Below are 16,990 nucleotides of genomic sequence, written 5' to 3' on the forward strand. Positions count from 1 at the left end.
AGCCTATCATGCGTCTCAATTCGGAAGATCGCGCGGTTCTGGATCGTATCGCGCGCGACGGCGGCCAGATCGTCGACCGCGCCGTGGATTGGTGCGCCGTAAACTCCGGCAGCCGGCACTTGGCCGGGTTGGAGCGTCAGAGGCGAATTTTGCTCGACGCCGCCGCGCCCTTGCCCGCCGCGCCGATTGAGATCCCACTGTCGCCATCGCGCGAGGTCGGCGCCGACGGCCGCGAGAGCGAGTTTCACCATCCGCCGTCCCTGGCCGTGGTCGTGCGCCCCGAGGCTCCGGTCCAGGTCGTGCTGACCGGCCACTACGACACCGTCTATCCCGAGACGAGCCCGTTCCAGGTCGTCCGCACGCGCCCCGATGGCGCGCTGCATGGACCGGGCATCGCCGACATGAAGGGCGGGATCTCAGTGATGCTGGCCGCCCTGGAGGCCTTCGAGCGTTGTCCTGAAGCGGCGAACCTGGGCTACCGCGTGCTGCTGTCGCCGGACGAGGAAATCGGTTCGATCGCCTCCGGGCCGATCCTGGCCGACTTCGCTCGCCAAGGGCACGTGGGTCTGACCTATGAGCCGGCCTTGGCCGACGGGGCCCTGGCCTCGGCGCGCAAGGGCTCGGGCAACTTCCACATTGTCATCCACGGGCGCGCCGCCCACGCCGGGCGCGACTTCGCCGCCGGGCGCAACGCCGTGATCGGCGCGGCGCGTACGGCCGAGAAGCTCCACGCCCTGAACGGTCAGCGCGACGGCGTTACCGTCAATGTCGCCCGCATCGACGGCGGCGCGCCGCTGAACATGGTGCCGGACGTGGCGGTGGTCCGTTTCAACGTCCGTTTCCCTGACGCCGAGGCCGCCGCCTGGTTCCAGGCCGGGGTCGCGCGCATCGTGTCGGAGGTCGGCGACGACCTCCACGCTCACCTGCACGGCCTGATCACGCGCGGAGCCAAGCCGTTCAACGCTGCTCAGCAGCGATTGTTCGGGGCGGTCAAGGATGTCGGCGCCTTGCTGGGCCAGGACATCGCCTGGAAGCCCTCCGGAGGCGTCTGCGAGGGCAACAACCTGTTCGCCTCGGGCCTGCCGAATGTCGACACCCTGGGCGTGCGCGGCGGCGATATCCATAGTGAGGCCGAGCACGCCTGGCCCGAAAGCTTCGTCGAACGCGCCCAGCTCTCGGCCTTGATCCTGATGAAGCTGGCTAGCGGCGAGATCGACGCCAGAGCGATCCGCGCCCAGATGGGCGCTCTTGAGGAGTCCCGCTGAATGCTCGTCGTCCGTCCCGCTGGCTCCGCTGACTTCAACGCCCTGATGGAGCTGGCCGTCCTGTCTGGGCGCGGCTTCACCAGCCTGCCGGAGGACGAGCCGACCCTGCGATCGCGGCTGGCGCTGTCCGAGGCCAGCTTCCAGGCCGGCGTCGCCGCGCCGGAGGCCTGGTACACCCTGATGCTCGAGGACCTGGACGCCGGCGACGTTATCGGCGTCGCGGGGGTCAAGGCGGGGGTGGGACTCAAGCGGCCGCACTTTTCGTTCCGCGTGGTGACGCTCGCCCAGTCTTCTCCGACCCTGGAGAAACGCTTCGACCACCGAGCCCTCGTTCTGGTCAACGAGTGCGCGGGCTGGTCGGAGGTCGGGTCGCTGTTCCTGCGGCCCGAACGGCGCAAGGGCGGGGCAGGGCGGCTGCTGGCCCAGTCGCGCTACATGCTGATCGGCCTCGAGCCGCAGCGCTTCGCCGAGATGGTGCTGGCCGAGCTGCGGGGCTGGTTCGACGAGGACGGCTCGTGTCCGTTCTGGGACCATGTCGCCAGCAAATTCTTCCGCCTCGAATTCGACGAGGCCGACCGGATGAGCGCCTCGACCGACGGGCAGTTCATCCTGGACCTGGCCCCTCGGCATCCGATCTATGCCGAGCTGTTGCCGCGCGAGGCGCGCGAGGCGCTGGGCCGCGTACACCGCGAGGGCGAGGCGGCGCGCGCCATGCTGGAGACCGAAGGTTTCCGCTACGAGGGCCTGATCGACATCTTCGACGCCGGCCCGACGGTCGCGGCCCGGCGCGACGACATCAAGACGGTGCGTGAGGCCCGGCGCCTACGTTTGAAACTCGGCGAAGACGCCTTTGGCGAGGAAGCGCTGATCTCCACCGGCGCGATCAGCGCCTTCCGGGCCGTCCGGGCGCCGGTGCTGATCGATGGCGATATGGCGATCGTGGGACGCGAGGCGGCGCAAGCCCTGCGGCTCACGGAAGGCGACATGGTGCGGGTGAAGGCATGAGCGACGGTCTCTATATCGACGGGAAATGGCGCTCGGGCCGGGGCGCGGAGCTGGTTTCGACCGATCCGGCCACCGGCGAAGTCGTCTGGCGCGAGGCGACAGCCAGCGAAGCCGACGTCGCCGAGGCCGTCGAGGCCGCGCGCAGGGCCTTCCCGGGATGGGCGGATCAACCTCGCGAGGCGCGGATCGCCGTTCTTCGCCGCTACAAGGAGATCCTGGTCGAGCGCACCGCCGCCTTCGCCGAGGCCATGAGCCGCGAGACTGGCAAGGCGCTGTGGGAGACCAAGGCGGAGCTGGGCTCGATGGCCGGCAAGGTCGACCTGTCGATCAAGGCCTATGACGAGCGCACCGGCGTCACCGAAAACGCCATGCCGTTCGGCCGCGCCGTGCTGCGCCACCGCGCCCATGGGGTGATGGCGGTCTTGGGACCGTTCAACTTCCCGGGCCATCTGCCCAACGGTCACATCGTGCCCGCCCTGCTGGCGGGCGACACGGTGGTGTTCAAGCCGTCGGAGGAGACGCCCCTGGCCGGCCAACTGATGGTCGAAGCCTTCGAGGGGGCGGGTGTTCCGGCGGGCGTGATCAATCTGGTCCAGGGCGGCCGCGAGGCCGGACAGGCGCTGATCAATCAAGAGATCGACGGCCTGCTGTTCACCGGTTCGGCCGCAGCGGGGACGTTCTTCCGCCGCCACTTCGCCGATCGCCCCGACGTGATCCTGGCCCTGGAGCTGGGCGGCAACAATCCGCTGGTGGTCTGGGACGCGGGCGATCCCGAGGCGGTCGCGGCCCTGGTCGTGCAGTCGGCCTTCATCACCACTGGCCAGCGTTGCTCGTGCGCGCGGCGGCTGATCGTGTCGGACGACGCCTCGGGCCGCGCGGTGATCGAGGCGACGGCGGCCCTAGCCGACCGCTTGACGATCGGTCCCTGGAACGGCGAGGGTGAGGTCTTCATGGGGCCGCTGATCTCGGCTCGCGCCGCCAACGCCGCGCGCGCGATCGCCGACACCATGGGTGGAGAACGCATCCGGCCGCTGGGCTCGGTCGGGGGGCTAGGCGAGGCGTTCGTGACCCCGGGCTTGGTCGATGTCACCGGCGTCGACACGCCCGACGAGGAGCTGTTCGCGCCCTGGCTGCAGGTGCGGCGTGTCGCCAGCTTCGACGACGCCTTGAAGGCGGCCAACGCCACCCGTTACGGCCTGTCGGCGGGCCTCATTTCCAACGAGGCGGGGCGTTGGGACCAGTTCGTGAACCGCATCCGCGCGGGAGTCGTGAATTGGAACCGGCCTACCACCGGCGCGGCCGGTTCGATGCCATTCGGCGGCCTTGGGGCCTCGGGCAATCATCGGCCCAGCGCGTACTACGCCGCTGACTACTGCGCCTATCCGGTCGCCAGTTTCGAGGCCGAGGCAGTGACCGATACCCTGAAGGATATCAAGGGACTGCGGTCATGAGTTTGGCCGTTGAGGCCAATTGCGACGGCCTGGTCGGGCCGACCCATTCGTATGTGGGCCTCTCGCCTGGCAATCTGGCCAGCACCCGGAACGCCGGCGAGGTTTCCAACCCGCGCGACGCGGCGCTGGAGGGCCTCTCCAAGATGCGCCGGCTCTCTGACCTGGGCATTGCGCAGTTCGTGCTGCCGCCGCATGAGCGTCCGGCTGTAGGTCTCTTGAAGTCGTTGGGCTTTTCCGGTTCCGAAGAGGCGGTGATCGAACAGGCCTGGAAGGACGCGCCGGCCCTGGCCGCCGCCGCCTTTTCGGCCTCGTCGATGTGGGCCGCCAACGCCGCCACCGTGACCCCCAGCGCCGATACGGCCGACGGTCGGGTCCATTTCACACCGGCCAACCTGCTGACCAACCTGCATCGCAGCCTGGAGGGCCCACAGACCACGCGGGCCCTGCGCCGCCTGTTCCCGGACGAGGCCCGTTTCGCCGTTCACGACTCGCTACCGGCCCAGCCCCACTTTGCCGACGAGGGCGCGGCCAACCATGTGAGGCTCTGTGGCGAACATGGAGACCCAGGCGTCAATCTGTTCGTCTGGGGCCGTGAAGCCTGGGTCCATTGGGACGGCCGATTTCCGGCGCGTCAGACCCGCGAGGCGTTCGAGGCGATCCAGCGCCGCCATGGCGCGGCCAGGCCGGTCTTTCCTCAGCAGGCCAAGGCGGCGATCGAGGGCGGGGCCTTTCACAACGACGTGGTCTGCGTCGGCACGCGCGAATGCCTGTTCCTCCACGAACGCGCCTTCGAGGACCGGGCCTTGATGGAGCGTCAGGTCCGCGCCGCGGCCGACGGCCTGTTCGAGCCGGTCTTCGTCGAGGTCTCGGAAGCCGACCTGCCGATGGCCGACCTGGTGGCCAGCTATCTGTTCAACTCGCAACTGCTGGTCGTACCCGGCGAAGATCGCCTGCTGTTGCTGGCGCCGGCCGAGACGCGCGACAACCCGCGCGCCTTCGCGGTGGCCGAGAGCCTGACCACGTCGAATGGTCCGATCGGTCGGGTCGAGTATGTCGATGTCCGCCAGAGCATGCGCAATGGCGGCGGCCCAGCCTGCCTGCGCTTGCGCGTGGTGCTGACCGAGGCCGAGCTGGCGGCCGTCAACCCAGCTCAACGATTCTTGCCTGGCCTGCACACCCTGCTGGCCGATTGGATCACGCGCCGCTACCGCGACCGCCTGGCCCCGGCCGACTTGGCCGATCCCGATCTGCTGATCGAGAGTCGCGAGGCCCTGGACGAGCTGACCCGGATCCTTGACCTTGGCGGCGACTTCTATCCGTTCCAGAGGGATGCGTGAGCTTCTCGATCCGCCCCGCCGCTTCCGGCGACCGCGACGCCATCGTCGCGCTGCACAAGGCCGCCGCGATCACGCCGGGCGCCTTGGCCCGCGCGCCCGAGGAGGTCACACCCGCCTACGCCGAGGGCGCGATCGCGGCCGACATCTGTCTGGTCGCGGTTGAACCCGATGGCTTCGTCTGCGGCGAGATCCACGCCAGGCGCGAGAGTCCGGCGATCTTCGCCCACGTGCTCGGCGGGCTAACGGTGGCCGTTCATCCGGAGCGGCAGGGGCAGGGGATCGGCTCCAAGCTGTTCGAGGCGCTGATCGCCAAGGCGCGGACAATGGATCCGCCGATCCTGCGCATCGAGCTCGCGGCCGGCGCGGGCAATCCCGGCGCCGTGCGGCTGTATGAGCGACTCGGCTTCCAGCATGAGGGGAGGCAGTTGGCGCGCGGGCGACTGCCGGACGGCCGGTTCGAGGACGACATTTTGATGGGGCTGCTGCTCTAGCCTCTCAGGGCCGCGAGCGCCTCGGGAAAACGTCGCGATAGCGGGACTTCCAGATCGCCGAGCTCCACGGCGTAGTCGCCCGAGCCTTCCGGCTTCAGACCCGTGACCCGGGCCTTGTTGACCAGCCAGGATTTATGGCTGCGCACGAAGCCGTGGGCGGTCAACTGCTCCGACACCGCGCTCAACGACGAGCGCATCAGCGGCCGGCGCTCCTCGGCCAAGACGAATTCGACATAGTTGCCCGCCGAGCGCACGGCGAGGATATCGGCTACGGGGACGCGGATCATTCGCCCGCCGTCCTGGATGTCGAAGGTGGGCGGCAGGGTCGCCGTAGTCTGGGGCGCGGCCTTTTGGCCGCCCCTATGCAGCGCCAGCCAATAGATGATCGAGGCCAGCCCGTAGGCCATCATGTCCTTGCGGAATTCGTAAGGGAACTCGGTGGACAGGGGTCCAAACACATAACGCTCGTGCAGCAAGGCGACATAGGCCAGCTTGCGCAGGGCCACGAAACCCGAGACATGCAGCACCGAGTATACGAACACCGCCAGTAGGTGCGCCGGTATCGCGACCCACCAACGTGGCCGCGCTCGGATCATCCACAGCGCCATTCCGGCGGGAAGGGCGAAGATCGCCAGGGTGACGAACGCGCTGCTGGATTCCCAGATCGTCGGCGGCAGAACACCCAACTTGGGCGCATCGTGTTGGATGGTCAGGACATTGACGACCGCGATCGAGCTGATCAGGCACGCGCCGAGAATCCAGGCCCGGCCCAGCCAAAGGCGCTCTTCGCCGGTCATCCCGAAAAGACCGCCGTTCGTCCCTGGTGGTTTTCCGGTCGTCCCAGGCAGCGGCCGCTGATCCCGGGGCGCCTGGCCGCTCGGCGCGGCGTGGGGCACGTCGTCAGCATCGCTTTTCAAGCCGGACGCCTCTTCATGACCACGACCGCCTTACCCCTCGACCGCCGCTACGACCTCGACTGGATTCGGGTCGGCACATTCTTCCTGCTGATCCTCTATCACACCGGCATGTTCTATGTGCCGTGGGAATGGCACGTGAAGACCCCGCATATCGTGGAGGGCCTGATGCCCTTCATGCTGATGACCAATCCCTGGCGCCTGACCTTGCTCTTCCTGGTCTCGGGCGCGGCGACGCGGTTCATGGCCGACAAGACCCCGGTCGGGAAGCTGACGGTGTCGCGGATCGCGCGACTGCTGCCGCCGCTGCTGTTCGCGATGTTCGTGATCGTGCCGCCGCAGTCGTACTATCAGGTCGCCGAATATATCGCCGCTCACCCGGGCACGGCCCTGACCGTCGATCATTTCTGGCTCCGCTATGTCACGGCCTCGGGCCATTGGTGCTGGACCGACGGCGAGTGCTTGATCACGCCGACTTGGAACCACATGTGGTTCGTGGCCTATCTGCTGTTCTACACCTTGGTCCTGGCCGTCATGCTGCTGGTCTGGAAGAAGGCCGGCCAGCACATCCAGGCCGCCGCCGAGTGGCTGCTGAAGGGCGTTGGCCTGTTCGTCTGGCCGGTGCTGTTCCTGGGCATGCTGCGGGCCACGCTCTACGCCAAGTTCGGCGAGACCCACGCCCTGGTCGGCGACCACTATGTCCACGCCGTCTCGTTCAGCGCCTTCCTACTGGGCTTTGGCCTAGCCAAGTCGGAAGCGTTGCGTGACCGCCTGACCGCCGCCCGCTGGCCGGCCCTGGCCGTCGCCGTCGTCGCCTGGGTTGGCTGGTCGGCCTATGTCTGGACCTATCGCAACGACACGCCGATCCCGGCGCCGCAATTGAAGCTCGCCATGCGCTTCGTCTTCGCCGCCGACACCTGGTGCGCCATCATCGCCATCCTGGGCTTCGGCGCCAAGCACCTGGCCAACAAGGGCGGACCGGCGCTGCGCTACCTGACCTTGGGCGTGTTCCCGTTCTACCTGGTGCACCAGACCCTGATCGTGGTCATGGCCCATCACCTGGCCAAGCTGGGCCTGCCCCAGGGGCTGGAGGGCGCCATCCTGGTCGTGGCCACCTTCGCCGGCTGCTTCGCGACCTACGAGATCGTGCGGCGCATCCCGGGCGTGCGGATCCTGTTCGGCCTGAAAGGTCAGCCGGCCGAGAAGGTCGCCAGCCGTCCGCCGGCTTTCGCATAGGCCTGGGTGCCACGCGTGATGACGGCGTCGCCGGGAGCAATCTCGGCGACGCCGATGTCCGTCGCGCCGGCCAGCCGCGCGTAGAGGGCGCCGAAATCACGCAGAGTGACCTGCTGCAGGGTCTGGATCGAATCGATCACGAAATAGACCTGCTGGAAGTCGTCGATCCGGTAGAGAGTGCGCATCACCCGCTCCAGGTCGAAGCCGATGCGGTTGGGGGAGGGATCGTCCAGCGCGAAGATCGACTCCGCGCGCGACGAAACGATGCCGGCTCCGTAGATGCGCAGGCCGGCCGGCGTGTTCATCAGGCCGAACTCCACCGTATACCAGTAGAGCCGAGCGAGGTTGGCCAGGCGGCCCAGACCCAAGGCACGCTGGCCGCCTTGGCCGTAGGCCTGCATGTAGTCGGCGAACGTCGGGTCGGTCAGCATCGGCACGTGGCCGAAGACGTCGTGGAAGATGTCCGGTTCCTGCAGGTAGTCCAACTGGTCCGGCTTGCGGATGAACTGGCCGGCGGGAAAGCGGCGATTGGCCAGGTGGTCGAAGAATACGTCGTCGGGCACCAGGCCTGGCACCGCCACCACGGTCCAGCCGGTCAGGCGCTGGAGCTCTTCGTTGATGCGATTGAAGTCGGGGATGCCCGTGCGGTGCAGGTCCAGCGCGTCCAAGCCGCGCAGGAACGCGTCGCAGGCGCGGCCATGCAGCATGTCGGCCTGACGCTCGTACAGGGTGATCCAGACGTCGTGCTCGGCCTGGGAATAGCTTTCCCAGCCTTGGTCGATCGTCCAATCGGGGCGAGCGCCCGGGGGCGGCCCGTTGCTAAAATCATCTCCGCTCATGCAACGACGCTACGCCCCGAATTTCGCAAAAGCTGTTCGGAGTTTGCGCCAAAAGGGCGGATCGGCGGATGAACGTTCTAGCTAGTGGGAGATCCGGGGGCGAAGCCTGTACTGCCCGTGATCGAACGACTCGAAGATCACCGCGGTCTGCGGGTGTCCGACCGGCTCGCCGCTGTCGTCGGGCAGCAGGTTCTGCTCGGAGACGTAGGCGACGTAGCTGTTGTCGTCGTTCTCGGCCAGCAGATGGTAGAAGGGCTGATCCTTCTTGGGCCGGATGTCCTCGGGGATCGACTGCCACCACTCTTCCGTATTGGCGAACACGGGGTCGACGTCGAACACCACGCCCCGGAACGGGAAGATGCGGTGCCTGACGACCTGTCCGATCGCGAATTTGGCGAGTCTCGAATCCATGGCGTTAAGGATAGCAGGCGCACCTGACTGAAACCTGAACGGATAGACCTCCGAACCCGGAAGACAAGCGGGCGCCTTCCGGCGCGCGAACACCATGCTATGGTCGACTCGAAGTGAGGCGTCGCGCGTTTGCGGCGTCTGCGAGACAGGTAGTAGAGACCATGTCGGAGGCGCCGCGCGCGCCCGGCGCCTCCCTGAGTCGGCGCCGGCGGTCTCCGGAAGAGTCTGCGTGTTACGCGGCGCTCGACCTGGGGACCAACAACTGCCGCCTGCTGGTGGCCACGCCCACGCCGCGAGGATTCCGCGTCGTCGAGGCCTATTCCCGCATTGTGCGTTTGGGTGAAGGGTTATCGCAGACCGGCCAGCTGTCCGAAGCGGCCATGGACCGTTCGCTGGCCGCCCTGAAGGTCTGCGCCGAGAAGATCCGCCGCCGCAAGGTGCTGCGGGTCAAGGCCGTGGCCACTCAGGCCTGTCGGGGTGCGACCAATGGCCCCGATTTTGTGCGCCGGGTCCACGAGGAGACCGGCCTCAAGCTGCAGATCATCAGTCCGCGCGAGGAGGCCCAGCTCTCCGTCGCCGGCTGCATGAGCTTGTTCGACCGCGAGCAGGACGCCGCCCTGGTGGTCGATGTCGGCGGCGRCTCGACCGAGCTCTCTTGGGTCGACCTGAAGGGCGGCGGCCTCGACGCCAAGCCGCGCCAATTCGCCGCCTGGAAACTGCCGATCAAGGCCTGGCTGTCGATCCCCGTGGGTGTCGTCACCCTGGCCGAGCGCTTTCCGGAGGGCGAGCGGGCCGACGAGCGCTGGTTCCGAGCCATGGTCGACGACGTCAAGGCAAGGATCGAGGCCTTTCCGCACGCCGAGCCGATGCGCCAGATCTTCGCCGAGGGCAGGGCGCATCTGGTTGGAACCTCGGGCGCCATCACCAGCCTGGCCGGCCTGCACCTGGGCCTGCCGCGCTACGACCGCAACGTCGTCGACGGCCTCTGGATGGACCGGACCGATTGTGACGCGGCGTCCGATCGGCTGCTGGGCCTCACCGCCGTCGAGCGAGCGCAGGAGCCGTGCATCGGCGCGGACAGGGCCGATCTCGTACTAGCGGGCGCGGCGATCCTGCGGGCCGTGCAGGAGCTGTGGCCATGTTCGCGCGTGCGTGTCGCCGACCGAGGGCTTAGAGAGGGGCTCCTGATGTCCCTGATGTCCGATCAGCAGCGACGCCCGCGCCGGCGTCGTCGCGGCGGCGCCTCGAAGAAGCCGGAAGCCGCATGAGCGACGAAGAACCGCCCCGCAAGCGTATGGTCAAGCCGCCGTCCGGGGGCAACGAAGGCGGGCGCGCCAAGCCAGCCCGGCTGAAGACCGCCTACGGCCGCACGCCCAGCCAGCAGGCCTGGCTGGAGCGCCAGATCAACGACCCGTTCTCGGCCAAGGCCCGCGCGCTGGGCTATCGCAGCCGCGCGGCCTTCAAGATCAGCGAGATCGACGAGAAATTCCGCTTCTTCAAGAAGGGCGCAAAGGTCATCGACCTGGGCTGCGCGCCGGGCGGCTGGCTGCAGATCGCCGTCGAGCGCGGTGTGACCGACCTGGTGGGCGTCGACCTGTTGCCGGTCGATCCGGTGGCCCCGGCCCACATCCTGGAGATGGATTTCACCGACGACGACTGCCCGCCGAAACTGCTGGAGCTGCTGGGCGGCGCGCCGGACTTGGTGATGTCCGACATGGCGCCGAACACCGTGGGGCACCGCGAGACGGACCACCTGCGCATCGTCGGCCTGATCGAGATCGGAGCCGAGTTCGCGATCGACGTGCTGAAACCCGGCGGCGCCTTCGTCGCCAAGGCCTTCCAGGGCGGCGAGACGGCCGACGTCATCGCCCGGTTGAAAAAGAACTTCGACAAGGTCGTCCACTACAAGCCCAAGGCCAGCCGCGCGGATAGCTCCGAGGTGTTTCTGGTGGCGACGGGGTTCCGGGGACGTTGATCAAAGCGGCGCCGGGAGAAACTCGTCATGGCTCCGCTTGACTTCGACCGCGCCGCGCTCGCGAACTGAGGACGGGGGCGCTATTTCGGAGCGCGTGGATTGCGAACCCTGCGATCGGTGCAGGCCTTGCGCGGCGTCGCCGCCCTGATGGTGGTGCTGCACCACGCCCTGTCGCGCCAGGATGTTCCGTTCGGGATCGGCGCGGCCGGCGTGGACATATTCTTCGTCATTTCCGGTTTCATCATGTGGACGATCTCGGACCGCGAGAGCGCGCCGGGGCGGTTCCTGTTGCGGCGGGCGATCCGCATCGCGCCGCTCTATTGGCTGGTCACGCTGTTCATGGCGGCCTGCGCGGTCCTGCTGCCGGGCAAGGTGTTCCCCAACCTGATCGTGGATGCGGCTTCGGTCGTTCGATCCCTGCTATTCATCCCGTATCGCAATCCGCACGGCGGGATCTTTCCGGTGCTGGTCCCGGGCTGGACCCTGAACTACGAGATGGCGTTCTACGTCCTGTTCGCGGGATGCCTGCTGCTCCGGCGATCCTGGCGCTTGCCGGTCATGGCGTTGGCGATGATCGGGCTGGTCGCGTCGCGGGCGGTGGTCGTCTGGGGAAATCCGGTCTTGGTCGCCTATACCGATCCTCTGATACTGGAGTTCCTGGCCGGGGCGGTGCTGGCCGAGGTCTGGCGGCGCGGCCTGGTCGCGCCGACTCCCGTTTCGGCGACGATGCTGGCGTTAGGCGCCGGCGCGCTGGTCGTCGAACACCTGCTGCGGGCGGAGGTTTCGCCCCTGACGCGCCCACTGCTCTGGGGGCTGCCGGCCCTGGCCACGGTCGCCGGCGCGGTGATGCTGGAGGCGAGGGGGAGTCTTGCCGAGATCCCCGTGCTCAAGATCCTGGGCGATGCGTCCTATTCGATCTACCTCCTGCACGGCCTGGTCGTGTCACTGTTGTTCAAGCTGGTTGGCGGCCTCTCGCCGGTCGCCTTCTGTCTCGCGGTGGTCGTCGCCTCGTGCGCGGCGGGCTATGCCAGCTATCGATGGTTCGAAAAGCCTTTCAGCGCCTGGCTGAGGCGAACGATCGAAGGGGTCCGGCCCGACCGCGCCCTTTCCGGTCAAGCGGTGGCCGCCGATCCCAGCGCGAACTGATCGTCGGCCGAGCGCCGCTTTTGGCCCTTCCCATTCGGGTCTCCCGCCGCTATACCCGCGCCGCAAAATGGAGACTCCGATGGAGATTCGCGAAGGGCTTACCTTCGACGACGTTTTGCTCGAACCCGGCCCGTCCGACGTCATGCCTACCCAGGTGACGACCGAGACTCGGTTCACGCGTGAAATCAGTCTGAACATTCCGCTTGTGTCCGCCGCGATGGACACGGTGACCGAAAGCCGCCTCGCCATCGCCATGGCGCAAGCCGGTGGTCTGGGCGTCCTGCACCGCAACCTCACCAACGAGGAGCAGGCCGACCAGGTCCGCGAGGTCAAGCGTTACGAAAGCGGCATGGTCATCAATCCGCTGACCATCCATCCCGACACCACCCTGGCCGAGATCCGCGAGATCACGGCCCGTCGCAAGATCTCGGGCTTCCCGGTGGTCGAGCGCGGCAGTGGCAAGCTGGTCGGCATCGTCACCAACCGCGACATGCGCTTCGAGAGCGACGCCAACGTCCCGGCCTCGGCGATCATGACCCGCGACAACCTGATCGTCGTCGCCGAAGGCGTCGATCAGCGCGAGGCCCGCGAACTGCTGCGCAAGCACAAGATCGAGCGCCTGATCGTCGTCGACGACGCCTACCGCGCCGTCGGTCTGATCACGGTGAAGGACATCGAAAAGGCCCAGGCTCACCCCCTGGCCGCCAAGGACGACAAGGGTCGCCTGCTGGTCGGCGCGGCCTCGACCGTCGGCGACGCCGGCTTCGAGCGCTCGATGGGCCTGGTGGACGCTGGCGTCGACGTCGTCGTCATCGACACCGCCCACGGCCACTCCAGCCAGGTCGCCCAGGCGGTCTCGCGCCTGAAGCGCGAAGCCAACCGCGTCCAGATCGTAGCCGGCAACATCGCCACCTACGACGCCGCTCGCGCCCTGATCGATGCCGGCGCTGACGCGGTGAAGGTCGGCATCGGCCCAGGCTCGATCTGCACCACCCGGATCGTCGCGGGCGTGGGCGTGCCGCAGTTGACTGCGATCATGGAAGCCGTGCGCGCCGGTCGCGAGAGCGGCGTGCCGGTTATCGCCGACGGCGGCATCAAATATTCGGGCGACTTGGCCAAGGCCATCGCGGCCGGGGCCTCGACCGCGATGATGGGCTCGATGTTCGCGGGCACCGAAGAGGCGCCCGGCGAGGTGTTCCTGTACCAGGGCCGCTCGTACAAGAGCTATCGCGGCATGGGCTCGGTGGGCGCCATGGCCCGGGGCTCGGCCGACCGTTACTTCCAGAAGGAAGTGACGGACAGCTTCAAGCTCGTGCCCGAAGGCATCGAGGGCCAGACCCCGTTCAAGGGCCCGATCTCGCCGGTGCTGCACCAATTGGTCGGCGGTCTGCGAGCGGCCATGGGCTATGTCGGTGCGTCGACCATCCTCGAGCTGCAGAAGCGCGCGAAATTCGTGCGCATCACCGGCGCCGGACTGCGTGAAAGCCACGTCCATGACGTGATGATCACCCGGGAAGCGCCCAACTACCCGAGCGCGGTCTAGTCGATGCGAATGGCCTTCGAGCTGCAGATGGTGGCGGTGGCGGTGATCATCGGGATCATCCACCTCCTGTGGGCGGCCGCGGCCGCCCAGCCGCAGCGCGGCTTGAAGTGGAACATCAGCCCGCGCGACGAGCCGGTCGTGCTGACCGGCGTCGCCGGCCGGCTAGAACGGGCCTTCGCTAACTTCCGCGAGACCTTTCCGTTCTTCGTGGCCCTGGTGGTCATCGACTATTTGGGCGGCCGGCTCGGAGCGCTGACGGCGTATGGTTCGGTGATCTATGTCGTGGCGCGCGCGGTCTATGTCCCGCTCTATGCGTTTGGCGTGCCGATGGCGCGCAGCCTTGTCTGGTTGGCCTCCCTGGTCGGGATCCTGCTGCTGCTCGCGGCCCTGGTGGTCTGATGCGCGACGGAGGGCGGGTTTCAGCGGCGATCGAGGTTCTGGCCGAGATCGAGGCGCGGCATTTTCCGGCGAAGATGGCCCTTAAGCGTTGGGGCGAGGCCGCGCGCTACGCCGGTTCGAAGGATCGCGCCTTTGTCTCGGGCCTGGTCCTGGACGGCTTGCGCCGCAAGCGCTCGCTGGGCTGGATGATGGGGGATGCCAGCCCGCGCGGCGTGATGCTGGGCGTGCTGGCCTTCAGCTGGAAATGGACGCCCGAGCGCATCGCCGAAGCGGCTTCGGAAGAGCACGGTTTCGGCGCCCTGACCGACGCCGAGCACGAGCGCCTGGCCGCTCCCGTCACGCTGGACGGCGCCCCGGCTCCGGTGGCCGGTGACTATCCGGACTGGCTGGAAGATCGCCTGGCCCGCGCCCTGGGCCCCGATCATGCCGTCGAGATGGCGGCCCTGACCGAACGCGCGCCGGTCGATCTTCGCGTCAACACCCTGAAGACCGACGCCGAGCGCGCCGCCAAGGCCTTGGCGCCGATCCACGCGGCGCCAGCCGGGATCCTGCCGACCGCCTTCCGCATCCCCGCGCCTGCCGCGGCCGACCGCACGCCCTCCGTCGAGGCCGTGCCGGCCTTTTCCAAGGGCTGGTTCGAGGTGCAGGACCTGGGCTCCCAGATCGCCGCCGCCGTGGCGGGCGAGGTCAAGGGCAAGCAGGTGCTGGACTTCTGCGCTGGCGGGGGCGGCAAGACCCTCGCCTTGGCCGCCGCCATGGGCAACACCGGCCAGATATTTGCTCACGACAGCGACGCCCGGCGCTTGGCCGACACCATCCGGCGCGGCCAGAGGGCAGGGGTCCGCAACCTGCAGATCCGCTCGCCGATCGAGGCCCAGCCGCTGAAAGGCCTGGAAGGCAAGATCGACGTCGTGTTCGTCGACGCGCCGTGCACCGGTTCGGGCACCTGGCGCCGCCACCCCGACGCGAAATGGCGTTTGTCGCCCGACCAACTGGCCAAGCGCCAGATCGAGCAGGACAGCGTACTGGAGGACGCCTCGACCTTCGTGAAGRCCGGGGGGCGCATGGTCTATGTGACCTGCTCGCTGCTGGTCGACGAGAACGAGGACCGCGTCGCCGGCTTCCTCGAGCGGCATCCCGAATTCTCCGTGAAGCCGATCGCTCTCGCGGGCGTCGAGCACGTCACCTCCGAAGGCTATCTGCGCCTGACCCCTTATCGCGCTGGGACCGACGGCTTCTTCGCCGCCGTGCTGGAGCGCGCCTCGTACACGCCTTGATCGCAATAACCGACCGACCGCTGGAGACCCGCCGATGACCACCGAAACCCACCACCAGCGCGTCCTGATCGTCGACTTCGGCAGCCAAGTGACCCAGCTGATCGCGCGCCGGGTGCGCGAGGCGGGCGTTTATTGCGAGATCCATCCGTTCGACAAGGCCGAGGCTCTGGTCGACGACTACAAGCCGTCGGCGATCATTCTGTCGGGCGGTCCGGCCAGCGTGCTTGAGGAAGACAGCCCCCGCATCGGCCGCAAGCTGTTCGACCTGGGCGTGCCCCTGCTGGCCATCTGCTATGGCCAGCAGCTGCTATGCGACGTGCTGGGCGGCAAGGTCGAGGGTGGTCACGCGGGTGAGTTCGGCCGCGCCGAACTGACCATCGGCAAGGTCAATCCGCTGTTCCAGGGCCTGGCCGGCGTCGGCGAGCTGGAAACCGTCTGGATGAGCCACGGCGACCGCGTCACCGCTATTCCCGAAGGTTTCGAGGTCGTCGCCACCTCGACCGGCGCGCCGTTCGCGGCCATCGCCAATGACGCCAAGAAGATCTACGCCGTCCAGTTCCACCCCGAGGTGGTCCACACCGTCAACGGCTCGCGGATCTACAGGAACTTCCTGGCCCTGGCCGGGCTGAAGGGCGACTGGACCATGGCGGCGTTCCGCCAGGAGATGGTCCAGAAGATCCGCGACCAGGTCGGGACTGGCAAGGTGATCTGCGGCCTGTCGGGCGGCGTCGACAGCTCGGTGGCCGCCGTCCTGATCCACGAAGCCATCGGCGACCAACTGACCTGTGTGTTCGTTGACACGGGCCTGCTGCGCAAGAACGAGGCCGACCAGGTCGTGACTCTATTCCGCGACCACTACAACATCCCGCTAGTCCACGTGGACGCTGGCGACCTGTTCCTGGGCGAGCTCGCGGGCGTCAGCGATCCGGAGACCAAGCGCAAGACCATCGGCCGCCTGTTCATCGAGGTCTTCGACAAGGAAGCCGCCAAGATCGATGGTGCGCAGTTCCTGGCCCAGGGCACGCTCTATCCCGACGTTGTCGAGAGCGTTTCGGCCCGCGGCGGTCCCTCGGCGGTGATCAAGAGCCACCACAATGTCGGTGGTCTGCCGGACTACATGAAGCTGAAGCTGGTCGAGCCGCTGCGCGAGTTGTTCAAGGACGAGGTCCGCGCCCTGGGCGTCGAGCTTGGCCTGGCCCCGGCTTTCGTCGGCCGCCACCCGTTCCCCGGTCCGGGCCTGGCCATCCGCATCCCGGGCGAAATCACGCCCGAGAAGGTCAAGGTCCTGCAGGACGCCGACGCCATCTATCTGGAAGAGATCCGCAACGCCGGCCTCTATGACCAGATCTGGCAGGCCTTCGCCGTGTTGCTGCCCGTCAAGACGGTCGGCGTCATGGGCGACGCCCGCACCTATGAGAACGTCCTGGCCTTGCGCGCGGTCACCTCGACCGACGGTATGACGGCCGACTTCTTCGAGTTCCCCTGGCCGATCCTGGGCAAGACCGCCACGCGCATCATCAACGAGGTGCGCGGCGTCAATCGCGTGGTCTACGACGTCACGTCCAAGCCGCCTGGCACGATCGAATGGGAGTGAAGGGTGAAAAAAGAGGCCTAAAAACAATATCTTGTTGAGATTATTGATGATCCGGCACGGATCATCAATGAGGCGATCATGTCGCTGAATACTTAAAGACGCTTGCC

The 16,990-nt window shown here is 67.6% G+C and carries 16 protein-coding genes; 13 read left to right on the forward strand and 3 right to left on the reverse strand.

Annotated elements, in window-relative coordinates; translation table 11 throughout:
• The first annotated feature begins 8 nt into the window (after positions 1 to 8).
• From AC1DSO_RS00350 to AC1DSO_RS00370, 5 genes are read left to right on the forward strand one after another with little or no spacing between them, the layout of a single operon-like run.
• Positions 9 to 1,265: a hydrolase gene (locus AC1DSO_RS00350; RefSeq protein WP_477066930.1), complete on the forward strand. Its 1,257-nt coding sequence runs from the start codon at positions 9 to 11 to the stop codon at positions 1,263 to 1,265.
• The gene (locus AC1DSO_RS00355; RefSeq protein WP_477066931.1) at positions 1,266 to 2,270 is read left to right on the forward strand and encodes an arginine N-succinyltransferase; all 1,005 of its coding nucleotides are present in this window, start codon (positions 1,266 to 1,268) and stop codon (positions 2,268 to 2,270) included.
• Positions 2,267 to 3,721 carry a succinylglutamate-semialdehyde dehydrogenase gene (gene astD, locus AC1DSO_RS00360; RefSeq protein ID WP_477066932.1) on the forward strand — a complete coding sequence of 485 codons (1,455 nt, stop codon included), beginning with the start codon at positions 2,267 to 2,269 and terminating at the stop codon, positions 3,719 to 3,721. The genes AC1DSO_RS00355 and astD overlap by 4 nt, the downstream gene beginning before the upstream one ends.
• Complete coding sequence (astB, locus tag AC1DSO_RS00365) at positions 3,718 to 5,058, forward strand: N-succinylarginine dihydrolase (RefSeq protein WP_477066933.1); 1,341 nt, start codon at positions 3,718 to 3,720, stop codon at positions 5,056 to 5,058. The genes astD and astB overlap by 4 nt, the downstream gene beginning before the upstream one ends.
• Positions 5,055 to 5,549, forward strand: coding sequence for an N-acetyltransferase family protein (locus tag AC1DSO_RS00370; protein WP_477066934.1), 495 nt, complete (start codon positions 5,055 to 5,057; stop codon positions 5,547 to 5,549). The genes astB and AC1DSO_RS00370 overlap by 4 nt, the downstream gene beginning before the upstream one ends.
• Here the strand turns inward: AC1DSO_RS00370 and AC1DSO_RS00375 are convergent.
• A complete protein-coding gene (locus AC1DSO_RS00375) occupies positions 5,546 to 6,346 on the reverse strand; it encodes a LytTR family DNA-binding domain-containing protein (protein WP_477066935.1) in 801 nt (266 codons plus the stop codon). The genes AC1DSO_RS00370 and AC1DSO_RS00375 overlap by 4 nt on opposite strands.
• 135 nt (positions 6,347 to 6,481) lie before the next feature.
• Between AC1DSO_RS00375 and AC1DSO_RS00380 the strand changes: the two genes are divergently transcribed.
• Positions 6,482 to 7,699 (forward strand): acyltransferase family protein, encoded by a 1,218-nt coding sequence (locus AC1DSO_RS00380; RefSeq protein WP_477066936.1) that lies wholly within the window; start codon positions 6,482 to 6,484, stop codon positions 7,697 to 7,699.
• On the opposite strand, the gene phhA is transcribed toward AC1DSO_RS00380, so the two are convergent.
• Together phhA and hspQ are read right to left on the reverse strand one after the other, a co-directional pair.
• The gene (phhA, locus tag AC1DSO_RS00385; RefSeq protein ID WP_477066937.1) at positions 7,654 to 8,538 is read right to left on the reverse strand and encodes a phenylalanine 4-monooxygenase; all 885 of its coding nucleotides are present in this window, start codon (positions 8,536 to 8,538) and stop codon (positions 7,654 to 7,656) included. The genes AC1DSO_RS00380 and phhA overlap by 46 nt on opposite strands.
• A gap of 81 nt (positions 8,539 to 8,619) precedes the next feature.
• Positions 8,620 to 8,949 carry a heat shock protein HspQ gene (gene hspQ / locus AC1DSO_RS00390; RefSeq protein WP_477066938.1) on the reverse strand — a complete coding sequence of 110 codons (330 nt, stop codon included), beginning with the start codon at positions 8,947 to 8,949 and terminating at the stop codon, positions 8,620 to 8,622.
• Positions 8,950 to 9,110: 161 nt separating this feature from the next.
• On the opposite strand from hspQ, the gene AC1DSO_RS00395 reads away from it, so the two are divergent.
• The 7 genes from AC1DSO_RS00395 to guaA all read left to right on the forward strand — a co-directional run bounded on the left by AC1DSO_RS00395 (position 9,111) and on the right by guaA (position 16,883).
• Positions 9,111 to 10,217, forward strand: coding sequence for a Ppx/GppA phosphatase family protein (locus AC1DSO_RS00395; protein ID WP_477066939.1), 1,107 nt, complete (start codon positions 9,111 to 9,113; stop codon positions 10,215 to 10,217).
• Entirely contained in the window at positions 10,214 to 10,924 is a 711-nt protein-coding gene (locus AC1DSO_RS00400; protein WP_477066940.1) for an RlmE family RNA methyltransferase, read from the forward strand. The genes AC1DSO_RS00395 and AC1DSO_RS00400 overlap by 4 nt, the downstream gene beginning before the upstream one ends.
• Positions 10,925 to 11,023: 99 nt before the next feature.
• Entirely contained in the window at positions 11,024 to 12,070 is a 1,047-nt protein-coding gene (locus tag AC1DSO_RS00405; RefSeq protein ID WP_477066941.1) for an acyltransferase family protein, read from the forward strand.
• A gap of 79 nt (positions 12,071 to 12,149) precedes the next feature.
• The gene (guaB, locus tag AC1DSO_RS00410; RefSeq protein WP_477066942.1) at positions 12,150 to 13,613 is read left to right on the forward strand and encodes an IMP dehydrogenase; all 1,464 of its coding nucleotides are present in this window, start codon (positions 12,150 to 12,152) and stop codon (positions 13,611 to 13,613) included.
• A 3-nt stretch (positions 13,614 to 13,616) separates the two neighbouring features.
• Positions 13,617 to 14,012 carry an MAPEG family protein gene (locus tag AC1DSO_RS00415; RefSeq protein WP_477066943.1) on the forward strand — a complete coding sequence of 132 codons (396 nt, stop codon included), beginning with the start codon at positions 13,617 to 13,619 and terminating at the stop codon, positions 14,010 to 14,012.
• Positions 14,012 to 15,289: an RsmB/NOP family class I SAM-dependent RNA methyltransferase gene (locus AC1DSO_RS00420; RefSeq protein ID WP_477066944.1), complete on the forward strand. Its 1,278-nt coding sequence runs from the start codon at positions 14,012 to 14,014 to the stop codon at positions 15,287 to 15,289. The genes AC1DSO_RS00415 and AC1DSO_RS00420 overlap by 1 nt, the downstream gene beginning before the upstream one ends.
• A gap of 34 nt (positions 15,290 to 15,323) precedes the next feature.
• Entirely contained in the window at positions 15,324 to 16,883 is a 1,560-nt protein-coding gene (gene guaA / locus AC1DSO_RS00425; RefSeq protein ID WP_477066945.1) for a glutamine-hydrolyzing GMP synthase, read from the forward strand.
• Positions 16,884 to 16,990 lie beyond the last annotated feature (107 nt).

The sequence above is a fragment of the Caulobacter sp. P4_E5 genome, from assembly GCF_056401555.1.

Coding starts and splice junctions, on each gene's coding strand:
- AC1DSO_RS00350 (WP_477066930.1), top strand. CDS start 9: ATGCGTCTCAATTCGGAAGATCGCGCGGTTCTGGATCGTATCGCGCGC.
- AC1DSO_RS00355 (WP_477066931.1), top strand. CDS start 1,266: ATGCTCGTCGTCCGTCCCGCTGGCTCCGCTGACTTCAACGCCCTGATG.
- astD (WP_477066932.1), top strand. CDS start 2,267: ATGAGCGACGGTCTCTATATCGACGGGAAATGGCGCTCGGGCCGGGGC.
- astB (WP_477066933.1), top strand. CDS start 3,718: ATGAGTTTGGCCGTTGAGGCCAATTGCGACGGCCTGGTCGGGCCGACC.
- AC1DSO_RS00375 (WP_477066935.1), bottom strand. CDS start 6,346: ATGACCGGCGAAGAGCGCCTTTGGCTGGGCCGGGCCTGGATTCTCGGC.
- AC1DSO_RS00380 (WP_477066936.1), top strand. CDS start 6,482: ATGACCACGACCGCCTTACCCCTCGACCGCCGCTACGACCTCGACTGG.
- phhA (WP_477066937.1), bottom strand. CDS start 8,538: ATGAGCGGAGATGATTTTAGCAACGGGCCGCCCCCGGGCGCTCGCCCC.
- hspQ (WP_477066938.1), bottom strand. CDS start 8,949: ATGGATTCGAGACTCGCCAAATTCGCGATCGGACAGGTCGTCAGGCAC.
- AC1DSO_RS00400 (WP_477066940.1), top strand. CDS start 10,214: ATGAGCGACGAAGAACCGCCCCGCAAGCGTATGGTCAAGCCGCCGTCC.
- guaB (WP_477066942.1), top strand. CDS start 12,150: ATGGAGATTCGCGAAGGGCTTACCTTCGACGACGTTTTGCTCGAACCC.
- AC1DSO_RS00415 (WP_477066943.1), top strand. CDS start 13,617: ATGCGAATGGCCTTCGAGCTGCAGATGGTGGCGGTGGCGGTGATCATC.
- guaA (WP_477066945.1), top strand. CDS start 15,324: ATGACCACCGAAACCCACCACCAGCGCGTCCTGATCGTCGACTTCGGC.